Source organism: Mariprofundus sp. EBB-1, from assembly GCF_003665155.1.
In the GTDB taxonomy this organism is placed as follows: Bacteria; Pseudomonadota; Zetaproteobacteria; order Mariprofundales; family Mariprofundaceae; genus Mariprofundus.
Genome location: NZ_RCFQ01000017.1, coordinates 20,485 through 33,611, shown reverse-complemented (window position 1 = coordinate 33,611; position 13,127 = coordinate 20,485). Strand labels below are relative to the sequence as shown.

Genomic DNA, 13,127 nt, shown 5'->3' with positions numbered 1-13,127 from the left:
ACAAGTAATTTCAGGAGTCAGCATGGTTAGCATCAAAACAGAACAAGATATCGAGGCTATGCGGCCAGCATGTCATCATGCTGCGGATACATTAGTCATGATTGAGCCTTATATTAAAGCAGGCATCACCACCGATGATATCAATGATCTGGTACATGATTTCACGATCAAGGCTGGTGGCATCCCTGCCCCGCTCAACTATCACGGTTTCCCCAAATCAGTTTGTACGTCGGTAAACCATGTTGTCTGCCATGGCATCCCCACCAATAAAACACTCACAGATGGTGATATTGTTAACGTCGATGTCACCACCATCATTGATGGCTGGCATGGCGATACGAGTAAAACATTTTACGTCGGGAAACCCAAAGTTAAAGCTGAGAAAGTAGTGGAAACAGCACGCAAAGCACTGGAGCTCGGTATAGCACAAGTGCGTCCTGGCGCAACACTCGGAGATATTGGCCATGCCATTCAAGTCTATGTGGAAGGCGAACGAATGTCGGTTGTACGTGAATATTGCGGGCACGGTATTGGTCGCGTGTTTCACGAAGACCCACAAGTGCTGCACTACGGTAAAGCGGGCACAGGCATGAAACTCAAAGCCGGCATGGTCTTTACCATTGAACCGATGGTGAATATTGGTAAAGCGGCAGTAAAACTCCTGGGCGATAAATGGACCGTGGTCACGCGCGATAAAACACTCTCTGCTCAGTTTGAACATACGCTGGTTGTTACTGAAACGGGCTGTGAAATCCTTACTGTTCCTTCATTATAAACATTCAGTCTTCAAGTATAAGATGATCTTTCTAATGACAGAAAAGAAATCCCTTTGGAGCACAAAGAAAACCTAATCAAACCTTAGAAAACGATTGTTTAAAAAACGTTCACGATGATAAACCTTGATTTTTGTCTGTGCCTTTGTGGCTTCGTGGTAGATATTTTTTTACAACCAACATCTTATTACTTCCAAATAGATGGTAAAACGCTAATATGCGCGCCACTTAGAATTAGAGGTTATTATATATGACACGCAAATTACGTAATATCGCCATCATCGCTCACGTTGACCATGGCAAAACTACACTGGTTGATGAGCTACTGAAGCAATCTGGTACGATGGACAATCTCCGTGCAGACATGGAAACATGTGTTATGGATTCCAATGACCTCGAAAAAGAGCGCGGCATTACCATTACTGCAAAAAATACTGCCATTCGTTTTGGTGACACCCACATCAACATTATTGACACCCCCGGCCATGCCGATTTCGGCGGTGAAGTAGAGCGTGTATTGAACATGGTTGATGGTGTGGTTCTGCTGGTTGATGCCCGTGAAGGCCCAATGCCACAGACCAAATTTGTTACCTCCAAGGCATTGGCTCTTGGCCTCAAACCTATTGTTGTAATCAATAAAATTGACCGTGAAGGATCCGATCCTGATGCCGTAGTTGACCTCACATTTGACTTGTTTGCATCACTTGGTGCAACCGATGAACAGTTAGAATTTCCTGTTGTCTATGCATCTGCTAAAAACGGTTATGGCATGCTTGATCTGAATGAAAAGTCCGACAACCTGCTCTGCCTGTTTGATACAATCCTTGAACATGTTCGCCCGCCTGAATGCGATCCTGATGCACCTCTGCAGATGTTGGCTACGACCCTGGATTGGGATGAATACATCGGACGTGTTGTGATTGGTCGTATTGCTAACGGACGTGTGAAAGTTGGTGAAGAAGTTACCGTTATACACGCCGATTCCAGACAGGAAAATTTCAAAATAAGTAAACTACTTGGTTTCCTCGGTCTGAACCGTGTTGAAATCCAGGAAGCGGAAGCAGGTGAAATTGTTGCCATGGCCGGTATTGAACACATCAATATTGGTGAAACGATTGCATCGAAAGAAACACCTATTGCACTTCCAGTGATCCATGTGGATGAGCCTACCCTCTCTATGGAGATACACGTCAACAAGTCTCCATTGGCTGGTACTGAAGGTAAATTCATTACGACGCGACAGATTCGTGACCGTTTGATGAGAGAGATTCGTACCAACGTGGCGATGCGTGTAGAAGATACTGATTCTGCAGATGTATTTAAAGTATCCGGCCGTGGCGAACTACACATCGGTATTCTTTTAGAAACCATGCGTCGTGAAGGTTTTGAAATGGCTGTATCACGTCCAACCGTGATTATTCGTGTAGAAAATGGTGTAAAAGAAGAACCTTACGAGCATGTAACTGTTGATGTAGAACAGGAATATCAGGGCGCTGTGATTGAAAAGCTTGGTAAACGTGGTGCGGAAATGACCTCCATGGCGACCAATGCAGATGGTTGTACGCGTATTGAGTTCATGTGCCCTACGCGCGGCCTGATTGGTTATACATCTGAGTTTCTAACGGATACCCGTGGTACTGGTATTATGCATCATGTCTTCCATGAATATGGTCCATTCATTGGCACTCTTCCTGGCGGCCGCATCAATGGAGTTTTGATCTCCATGGAAAACGGTTCATCTGTTGCTTTCGGCCTGTGGAAACTTCAGGAACGTGGCAGAATGTTTATTGGTTCCGGTGAAACAGTGTATGAAGGTATGATCATCGGCATCAATAATCGCGATGCAGATATGTGCGTTAACCCGATCAGAGAGAAGAAACTGACCAACGTACGTTCGTCCGGTAAAGATGATGCAATTGATCTGGTTCCACCTTTGAACCTGAGCCTGGAACGCGCTATCGAATTCATCTCTGATGATGAGCTGGTAGAAATCACTCCAAGCTCTATTCGTCTGCGTAAACGTCTGCTGAAAGAACACGAACGCAAACGCGGAACACCTAAAGGGTAAACTTGTAATCACACTAAAGGCCTGTCCCAATGGACGGGCCTTTTTTTTGGTTCACCGTGTATTAGTGAAGATCATCACAATGGCACTGTTCGGTGTTGCTTAGCTATAAAACAGACTTAACTACGGAACGAATTTTTACGCATTGATTACTTCTTTTTCAGTAAAGTAGCTCTGCTTTATAATCAATCGATTCCATCACCATGAAATAATCAGTCCACACCATTCATATTTTTTTAATTCGCCTGCCCTGGATAGCTTATCTATTCTGATATTCGGTAGCAGGTTCTGCCACTTTCTTTGGCTTGATACATTGCAGTATCAGCTCTGCTAACAATGCCTTCCACATCTTGATCGTCTGGGGATGCCAGACAAATACCGATACTTACGCCTATCGAGTACTGTGAGTCATTCAGAGCTAAAGGCTTACCAATGGCAGTAATTATTTTTTCTGCCATCCGGCATGCAAAATTTCGGGAATTGCCATCGAGCAGAATGATACTGAATTCATCGCCGCCAATGCGAGCTACGGTATCTGTCGCACGGGCACATTTCAGTAGGCGCTTGCTAACTTCGACAAGAGCCTTGTCACCCCACTCATGACCCAATGCATCATTGATCGGTTTGAAGTGATCAAGATCCAGCATCAATACAGCTATAAAGTTTTTGTTACGGCGTCCATGAGCAATAGCCTGTTGCATGTGATCAAAAAACAATGCGCGATTGGCTAAACCGGTAAGATGATCATGATAGGCCATATTGTTGATCTTCTCTTCTGCCTGTTTGCGTTCGGTGATATCGAGGTGTAAACCGACATAGTGTGTAGTGACATCATCATCGCCTTTTACCGCAGTGATCATCAGCCACTTGGGATATATTTCTCCACTCTTGCGCCTGTCCCAAACCTCTCCCTGCCATTTCCCGGTGCGCTTGAGAGTCTTCCACATCGACTTATAAAAACTCGCATCATGACGTCCCGACTTAAGTAGGCTCGGGGTCTGGCCAACGGCCTCTTCCATTGTATAGCCAGTGGTCTTTGTGAAAGCATGGTTGACCTTTAGAATCACTCCACTGGCATCAGTGATCACCATGCTTTCTTGTGATTCAAATGCGGCGGTTACGATATGCAGCTCAGCATCTGCCCGTATGCGCTCTGTAATATCATGGATAATTGAAAAGAACAGGCTTTTGCCCCTGAAACTCACCAGTGAAATGTGTGATTCTACCGTACGTATATCACCATTGGCCAAACGATGTTCAAAGGTGAATATATTCTCTTCTCCTACAATGGCTTTCTTTCTGTCGCGATCAATTTCTGACTCATGCTGTGCATTGATCTGGCTTACATGCATGCCACGCAATTTTTTCAGCGGATAGCCATAAAATTCTGCTGCTGCAGGGTTAGCATCCAGAATGATACCGGCTTGATAATCAATTAATAACATGACGTCATGATGTAGCTCAAAAAGCTGGCGAAAATACGCTTCGCTTTCTCGTAAGTTATCATCACTAAGCCGCTGTTGATCTGAGAGAGGTCGTGCTATCCACGCCTCGGGTATGATTCCAGATTTATCCATGGTTTAAAGGGTAATGGAGGTTTAATCGTACTGGGTAACCGCGCATTAGTACCTCCTTTCTATCTTAAGACGAACTGCAGTTATCGACCGGATACTCTAGTTACAAAACATAGATGGCTAGGAAAGTGCTGGATTCTTGCATCTTGCCAAATGCCCTAGCATTCCAAGTAAAAAACTGAGGCGTTATTTTTCTATGTAAATTGAGGATATAGAAAAACAGGGGCAGAAGTCCAATGACTTAATTTATGGGTATTTGATAAAAACGTTATCCTGGAGTGATGTTACGAGACTATTGGTCTTCTAATTCATATCACAAGTTTGGGCATTTATCCGAGTTTTTTTAGAAATAGAACGCTTCATAAGCGCCCACACATCGCAAGCAACAGTGAACCATTTCTTTACGCATTGAACTGCTTCGATATAAACGAATGTGTTTCAATAACCTTTTCACGTAACGACTCAAAATTATCATTATTTAAAATAATATAATCAGCAGATTCCCGGCGTAGCTCATCGCTACATTGACGCGCTACGATGGCATCGAATTGTGTATTGTTGCGATCGCCTCTGGCTATTACACGTGCACGTCTGAGCGCAAGATCAGCCATGACCACAAGCACCGCATCCATACGTGATACACCACCGGATTCCAATAACACCGAAGCTTCGATGATCGCATAACTGCCATGTTGCTGCTGTAACCACACATCTTCCTGATCTCTAATGAGCGGATGCATGATGCTATTCAGTCTGGCTGTTTCTGTTGCATCAGCAAAACAGTGCTCGGCAAGCGATGCCCTGTTAAGTGAGCCGTCGGAATTTAATATGGCATCACCAAAAGCCTTGGTCAATTGCTCTAAACCTGTGGAACCGACCGCCACAACATCGCGCCCGACCTGATCCAAATCCAATACAGGCACGCCCATTTCTGCAAATATTTTAGCAACACTGCTTTTTCCACTACCAATACCGCCGGTCAGGCCAACGCTTGCAATCATGCTTGTGCTATCATCCATTTATTCCGGCAAATTGAAGGTACCAATCAAGAATGATATCCCCCCACACAAACCAGATCATACCGGCTGCGGCAAGGTAGGGGCCAAATGGAATCTCAGTGCGCAAACCACGCTTGGCCAGTACAATGAAAATAAGCCCAACGATAGTACCTACAATAGAAGATGCGAGTACAATGAATGGCAGAGCCTGCCACCCCATAAAGGCTCCTAGCATGGCCAACAGTTTAAAGTCCCCTGCCCCCAAGCCTTCACGCCCGGTCAGCATGAGGAATAGTTTGGCCACAAGCCAGAAAACACCATAGCCAGCCACAACACCAATCAATGATGATTGCCAATCACCCTGCCAATATGAAAAAATCAACCCGATGGCAATGCCCTGATAGGTTAACACATTGGGTAAGAGATAGGTTTCCATGTCAATCGCACTCAATACCCAGAGTAAGAAAAATAGCGTGAGTGCAGCCAGTAGAACCAGCGAGATACCATAGTGATAGGCCAAGCCTGCTGAACCAAGCCCCATTGCCAGTTCCATCAGTGGATAACGCCAGGAAATGGAGTGCGCGCAATGTCGGCATTTCCCCTTCAATATTAACCATGACAACAGAGGGATATTATCATACATCGCTATAGGATGATCACAGTGAGGGCAATGACTGCCAGGAAATGCTATCGATTCATGTAATGGAATACGGTGCACACAGACATTGGCAAAACTACCGACAATTAAACCGACGATACCAAATAAAATAACTAGTTCCATACCCATTATGTTTCATCCTCTGCTGGTAATGGTTTTTTCAGTCGATAGCGCAAGGAGCGGAAACTGATACCTAACTCAGCAGCGGCCTTGGTAATATTGCCATCGGTTTTGGTCAGTGCTTCATCAATTAATTGTTGTTCTGCAGTCGCCATAAAACTGTCCAAATCATTATGTTCTGCCTGCATACTAGCCAATGAAATAGATGTAAGGCTATCAATGCCGGAATACATCTCATCCAATAATGATAGATCCAAATCTCCGGAATCCGACAGTGCCAACATACGTTGCATGATATTCTCCAGTTCCCGCACATTACCCATGAATGGTAATTTGCTGAGATATGGCAAACATTCATCACTCAATCGCGCTTTCCCTTCACTGTATTGATGTATAATACGCTTGGCCAGCATGGGGATATCTTCACTGCGATGGCGAAGTGCAGGCATATGTACAGGTACCACATTGAGTCGAAAAAACAGATCTTCCCGAAAGTTCCCTTGCTCGACTTCAGCTTTCAAATCGCGATTGGACGCAGCAATAATACGTACATTTACATCCCGTTCCTGATCATCACCTACGCGCCGAATACGTTTTTCCTGCAGCGCTCTGAGCAACTTCACCTGAACAGATAGCGGCAATTCCCCCACTTCATCGAGAAACAGTGTGCCGCCATCAGCCGATTCCATCAGTCCCTTACGATCAGAATCAGCACCGGTAAAAGCCCCTTTACGGTGACCGAACAACTCAGATTCAAACAGGCCCTCGGGGATAGCCCCACAATGAACCGGAATAAACATCGCTTTGGCACGAGGGGAATGGGCATGTACTAATCTTGCAGCCAGCTCTTTGCCTGTACCCGATTCTCCAGAAATAAGTACGGTAAATTGAGATTTTGCAGCTCTACACAAACGCTGGCGAACCCGTTGCATTATCACTGAATCACCGATTAACATCTCTGTTTCGTCACTGCTATCAGGACATGGTAAATCTGTAGAAACTGATGTTTGATCTGCATTGGCTTCATCCAGAGCCAGCTCTACAGCCGCAGCCAATTCTTCAACAGAGACGGGCTTGGTTAAATAATCAAAAGCCCCCTCTTTCATCGCCATGACAGCGGTATCCGAACTCGCATAAGCTGTGAGCAATAACACTTTAGCATAAGGTTGAGACTTTCTACTGGCCGCAATTACATCGAGCCCTGCATCACGACCTTGCATGCGTAAATCGGTTAGCACCACATCAAACATATGTTTCTGCAATAACACTTCAGCTTCAATCGATGAACCGCAAGAGATGACTTGGTGCCCTTGTAACTCAAGCCCCAACGATAACACTTTGCGTGCATTCAACTCATCTTCTACCAGCAAAATATCAGCCATGCTTAACCTCCATCCTTGACGTTTCTACCGGAGAAATAGCCAGCAAAGGCCCCTCTACTGTAAAGCAAACTACGCCTGCATTTGAATGCGCTATAATTGTCCAATCATTGACTGAACAGACATGTTTAACCGTGGCCAGGCCCAAACCTATGCCTGCCGAACGCCCACTAACAAAGGGCTCAAATAGATGTTCACGCACAGTATCTGCAATTTCACCTTGATTACTTACGTCCAATTTCCATCTGTTCTCATCACTGCTCAACGTTATCTCTACAGGACTATCTTCTTCAAGACGATTTGCCAGGGCATTCGACAGCAAGTTGTCCAATACCAGCCGAAAATGATCTCTATCAAGGCACACTTCATCTACATCCGTGTTCAGATGTATATATTGACGATCTTTTTCATCAAGCAGTTGCAACGAGGCATGAATCAAATCCGACATGCATGTGAGAGATTCAGATGCGTACAATGGTTTAGAATATTGTAACATCATGCTGACCAGTCGATTCAAGCGTAACATTTCATCATGAAGGATGCCCTGCACCTGTTTGGTATTGGCAGGACTCTCCCCCATGATCTCAAGGCCATAAGCCATGGTTTGAATCGGATTGCGAATTTCATGCGCTAACATCGCAGCCATTTGCCCCAATGCGGCCATTTTCTCTTGTTGAATTAACTGTTCTTTCAATTGTTTCACTTCACTGACATCTACCACCGTTAGTAACCAGATAGCATGATCTTCAACCCATAATCGTCGCACAGCCAACAACAGTGCCTGATCATCTCTGCCATACTCACACTGAAAACTGTTTGCTTTTGAATCTTGCAGAGCCTGATGAAAAAAGTCAGCCAACGGAGGGAATAGTAAAAGTGTTGCGAGCGAATCACGTTTTAATAATGTAGTGGCTGCCATGTTCATATCAATGAAGTGCAGATGTTGATCCAGAAGAATCACGCCTTCACCCATCTCAGCCATAATTCTGTCGTGCAGGTCTTTAAGTTTGCGATGCTGTCGAACGGCTTGATTGCTACTAGCGCTTAAGCTGGCATGACGACGCGCAATAAAGGCCATTACTCCGCCAACAAGTATGAGAGCAGATACCTGCAAAAGCACATGTAATGCCTGTTGGCTGGTTAGAAAGGTATCATGACGCAACCATAATTCGCCATAGACGGCCAATAAATATGTGACACATGCAAAGGTACTAATGATTAATGGTAGCAGGCGCTGTGCATGGACACCTGATGCAATGACTATCAGGCCGAGTAAAATTGCAAAAGGACTTGAGTTGCCACCGGAAGCGAGGACTAACAGGCTGGCAAGAACAGCATCCGAGCCATACTGGAAACACCATTGATTGAAATGTGAAATATGAGAAAAACTTAAAACGGCTTGCATGGTTAATAGAAAAACACTCGCAATGCCGATCAGCATCATCAATGTTTGGTTTGCAGTTGAATACATAGGGTAAAACCATATGGACAGAACCAGTGCAATCACTGATATCGCCAGCGCACGGTAAAAAATCACCTGCATATCATGCCTGTACTGTGTATCCCATTTGCCATATTCGCTTTCCTTGTGTCGCGCATGAGCTCTTGTGCCTGATAATATTTGTGTAGAAACAAATTGTTTTTATGCCATAGCGGATGAAGTCATCAACCTTGAATATGCCGATTAGACGAGAGAGGCCATCTGGAAGATTGGCAGGTACATTGAGACCACCAAGCCACCAATAACCACACCAAGGAATGCCATAATTAACGGTTCCATCAATTGCTGCATATTGTTTACAGCGGTATCAACCTCTTCTTCGTAGAAGTCGGCAATTTTTGCCAGCATATCTTCCAGACTACCTGTCTGTTCACCGATGGATATCATTTGCGTTACCATCAGTGGGAAAATTTTACTGGCTTCTAATGGTGCCGTTAGTGTCTGTCCCTGCGAGATGGAATCTTTGGATGATAGAATAACCTGTTCAATCACTACATTTCCAGATGTCTCAGCCACCGTATCGAGTGCTTCCAGAATGGGTACGCCGGCCGCAGACAAGGTTGAAAACGTGCGGCAAAAACGTGCGACAGATGCTTTGCGCAACACATCCCCCAAGACAGGTAATGCCAGTAATAGTTTATCCAGTTGGTAGCGGCCATTCGGCGTTTGGTACAGTGCTCTAATAGCTAATACCAGCACAATCGGGGTACCGATAATGAGATACCAGAATTCGACAAACACATCGGATATCGACATGGCAATTTGGGTGGGCATGGGCAGCTCCCCACCAAGATCAGCAAACATCTCACTGAAAACAGGAATGACAAAAATCATCAAAATGGATGTTACAATAAAGGATACCACCAGAATCGCGATCGGATAAACCATCGCTGATTTGATTTTAGCTTTCAAGCTCAGGGCCTTTTCTTTGTAAATACACAGGCGGAGTAAAATTGTATCAAGAATACCACCCTGTTCGCCAGCTTCTACCAAGGCACAAGTCAAACGATCAAATTCTTTAGGAAACTTCCGCATAGTTTCACCAAGTGGATTACCGCCCTCCAGATTAACACGCACATCATTCAGCAATTTAACCATGGCCTTTTTTTCAGCACCACGTTCAGCCAGTTCAAAACATTGCACCAATGGTAAACCAGCGTTGATCATGGTCGATAACTGGCGAAAAAATATGGAAATATCCTTGTCATCCACTTTCTCCGGGAAAATCACAATCTCAATGGGTTTTTTCTTAGCTTTGATATCAACCAAGCCTTTACGTCGCAAAATGGCAACTACAATTTCACGATTGGTGGCCTCTAACTCACCACTTTGAGATACACCCTGTTTGTTTTTTGCTGTCCAAGTAAATTCAGGCATCAGTTTAACACCATGTTATCATTAGCTTTATTTATGATCATTATCGCTTTCATTAGCTGGCCACCGTAACCCTTAAGCACTCTTCCAAAGAAATTTCACCGGCGTGTACTTTTTCTAAAGCCGCCATACGCAATGTCTTTACACCTTTGCTTACTGCAATTTTATTGATCTTGTCGGAATTCTCTCCCGCATAAACAGCTTCACGAATTTCATCAAAAACGGGCATCACCTGATAGATCCCTGTGCGCCCTTTGCAGCCAGTACCATTGCAAGCCTTACATCCCTTACCGGTCATCGTTTGAAATCCCGCCAAATCTTCTTCAACAACGCCTGCATCCAGCAATGCAGCAGGTGGTATATCCATCGTAGTTTTGCACTCACTACAAATGCGACGCGCTAATCGCTGCGCTGATATGAGGTTAATAGCCGAGCCAACGAGAAAGGACTCCAACCCCATATTGATCAACCGTGTCATCGTTGAAGGAGCGTCATTGGTATGCAGCGTCGCCAATACCATGTGCCCGGTAAGCGCTGCCTTGATACCAATAGCGGCGGTTTCATAATCGCGTATCTCACCAATCAAAATCACATCTGGATCCTGACGCATAAACGAACGCAATGCGGCAGGGAAATCCAAGCCTATTTCTGCATTAACATTGACCTGATTGATACCCATAAAGTTAAACTCAACAGGATCTTCGGCGGTTGAAATATTTATTCCGGGTTGATTCAATTCAGCCACCGCAGAATAGAGACTGACGGTTTTACCTGAACCGGTAGGGCCAGTCACCAGCACCATGCCATAGGGCTGATGAATCGCATGTTTCAACCATGATAGCGATTGAGGATCATATCCCAGCTTGGTCATATCCAGTTGTAAACTGGAGGGATCAAGCAATCGCATCACCACTTTTTCACCAAATAAGGTCGGCAGTACAGAGACGCGAAAATCAACCGTTTTTGCCCGCGATAAGCGCAATTTAATACGCCCATCCTGAGGCAAGCGCCGCTCTGAAATATCCAGTCGCGCCAGAATTTTTAAGCGCGACACGATGGCATCACGCATTTTCATGCTGGGGCGCATGATCTCATGCAACATGCCATCAATACGATAACGAACCCGTAAAATTTTCTCATACGGTTCTAAGTGAATGTCCGAGGCACCACGTTTGATCGCATCCATCAAGATAAGATTCACCAGTTTTACAACCGGTGCTGCTTCAATTTCTGCCGAAAGTGAAAATGCATCAATATCATCCTCACTGGTATCGACAACCTCTACATCTATCGCTCCAAGATCTGCCATGACCTGTTGCAGTTGTGAATCGTTATCACTCAATTCATCAAGTTTTTTACTGATCTGCTTTTCAGTTGCAATAATGACTTCAACATTGCATCCAGAGATAAAAGAAATCTCATCCAGTCCATTGATATTGTATGGATCGACCACTGCCAGCTTGAGTGCATTTCCAGTACGCTTAAGGGGTAGTACCATATTTTTTCGCAAGACATTAACCGGAATCTTGGTGACATCCGATTTCACCATGACCTTATCCAGGTCAATAACCGGACAGCCAAAAGAGCGAGCCATAAATTTCACCAGCTCAAGTTCATCTATAATATTCTGGCGCACCAGTTGGGATGTTAATGTATCGCCATGTAACTTGGATTCACGTGTGGCTAAATCCAGCTGTTCACGTGTAATACGCTTATGCTTGAGTAATATATCTCCTAATCGAGAATTACTCATTAGCCTATCGCCCAGCCGGAAAGAGGCCTTACCTGGCGTTTTAAATCTTGCTGCATCTGATGAAGTGCCTGCGTAAAGTCCGGCATATCGCAATCATGCCACCATGCAAAAGAAGCGGCTCCTTGCGCAATCAACATCGGCAACCCATCCACACTTAAACGTCCGGCTAAGGCCGCAGCTTCAACAAACGTTGTTTTTCCATCAGGACGATATACAGCATCCATAGCGATACCATCTCCGCACAATACAAATGGAAATTCCTGTCCGGTCTTTAAGCCGATGCTGGTAGTATTGATCAACAAACGTGAATCCCGGCAGACATCACTTACCTCAGATTGTTGCCAGGCAATAGGCTGACAGTGAAGAGTTGGATACGCTTCTTTCGCAAAGCGGAGAAAGCCGGCCAATCGTTCTGGATTGCGATTACAGATATTCACCTTACTGACATTCAGTGCGTTTAATGCATGCAGTACAGCGCGTGATGTACCGCCTGCACCAAACAACAGTGCTTCTTTACCGGCCATGTCGAGACCTGAGGCATCGACAACTGATTTAAATCCACGCCAATCTGTATTGGTAGCAAGCCACCCTTTTGCGTTACGGCGTACTGTGTTTACCGCTCCTATTTTTCTGGCGTCAGCATCAGCGTCAACCATCTGAAAAATAGATTCTTTGTGTGGGACGGTGACATTAAATCCCTCTACGCCCAAGGCCCATAATCCATGCATAGCCTGTGTGAGCAATTCAGGTGCCACACCGAATGGAACATACACCGCATTGATATTATTAGCCTCAATAAAGCGTGATTGAAAGCGTGGTGAAAGAGAATGCTCAACTGGCCAGCCAATGATTCCATATGTCTTGGTAGTACCATTAATATTCATGTTGTCAGCTTATAAACAGAATGATGATGTGTCAAAGTTTGTCACCTC

The 13,127-nt window shown here is 44.9% G+C and carries 10 protein-coding genes; 2 read left to right on the top strand and 8 right to left on the bottom strand.

Features of this window, described 5'->3' with window-relative positions; all coding sequences use genetic code 11:
* Positions 1–22 precede the first annotated feature (22 nt).
* Positions 23–775: a type I methionyl aminopeptidase gene (gene map / locus D8Y20_RS08315; protein WP_121542636.1), complete on the top strand. Its 753-nt coding sequence runs from the start codon at positions 23–25 to the stop codon at positions 773–775.
* Positions 776–1,023: 248 nt separating this feature from the next.
* A complete protein-coding gene (typA, locus tag D8Y20_RS08310; protein WP_121542634.1) occupies positions 1,024–2,841 on the top strand; it encodes a translational GTPase TypA in 1,818 nt (605 codons plus the stop codon).
* A gap of 260 nt (positions 2,842–3,101) precedes the next feature.
* Here the strand turns inward: typA and D8Y20_RS08305 are convergent, their stop codons facing one another.
* The 8 genes from D8Y20_RS08305 to D8Y20_RS08270 all read right to left on the bottom strand — a co-directional run bounded on the left by D8Y20_RS08305 (position 3,102) and on the right by D8Y20_RS08270 (position 13,079).
* On the bottom strand, positions 3,102–4,415 hold the full coding sequence (locus D8Y20_RS08305) for a diguanylate cyclase domain-containing protein (RefSeq protein WP_121542632.1): 1,314 nt from the start codon (positions 4,413–4,415) through the stop codon (positions 3,102–3,104).
* A gap of 398 nt (positions 4,416–4,813) precedes the next feature.
* A complete protein-coding gene (coaE, locus tag D8Y20_RS08300) occupies positions 4,814–5,431 on the bottom strand; it encodes a dephospho-CoA kinase (RefSeq protein ID WP_236075352.1) in 618 nt (205 codons plus the stop codon).
* Complete coding sequence (locus D8Y20_RS08295; protein ID WP_236075351.1) at positions 5,424–6,197, bottom strand: A24 family peptidase; 774 nt, start codon at positions 6,195–6,197, stop codon at positions 5,424–5,426. The genes coaE and D8Y20_RS08295 overlap by 8 nt, the downstream gene beginning before the upstream one ends.
* Entirely contained in the window at positions 6,197–7,570 is a 1,374-nt protein-coding gene (locus D8Y20_RS08290) for a sigma-54 dependent transcriptional regulator (RefSeq protein ID WP_121542630.1), read from the bottom strand. The genes D8Y20_RS08295 and D8Y20_RS08290 overlap by 1 nt, the downstream gene beginning before the upstream one ends.
* Positions 7,563–9,110 (bottom strand): histidine kinase dimerization/phospho-acceptor domain-containing protein, encoded by a 1,548-nt coding sequence (locus tag D8Y20_RS08285; RefSeq protein WP_121542628.1) that lies wholly within the window; start codon positions 9,108–9,110, stop codon positions 7,563–7,565. Before D8Y20_RS08285 ends, D8Y20_RS08290 begins: the two co-directional genes overlap by 8 nt.
* 141 nt (positions 9,111–9,251) lie before the next feature.
* A complete protein-coding gene (locus D8Y20_RS08280; protein WP_121542626.1) occupies positions 9,252–10,445 on the bottom strand; it encodes a type II secretion system F family protein in 1,194 nt (397 codons plus the stop codon).
* A 52-nt stretch (positions 10,446–10,497) separates the two neighbouring features.
* The gene (gene pilB / locus D8Y20_RS08275; protein ID WP_121542624.1) at positions 10,498–12,195 is read right to left on the bottom strand and encodes a type IV-A pilus assembly ATPase PilB; all 1,698 of its coding nucleotides are present in this window, start codon (positions 12,193–12,195) and stop codon (positions 10,498–10,500) included.
* The gene (locus D8Y20_RS08270) at positions 12,195–13,079 is read right to left on the bottom strand and encodes a shikimate dehydrogenase (protein ID WP_121542622.1); all 885 of its coding nucleotides are present in this window, start codon (positions 13,077–13,079) and stop codon (positions 12,195–12,197) included. The genes pilB and D8Y20_RS08270 overlap by 1 nt, the downstream gene beginning before the upstream one ends.
* Positions 13,080–13,127 lie beyond the last annotated feature (48 nt).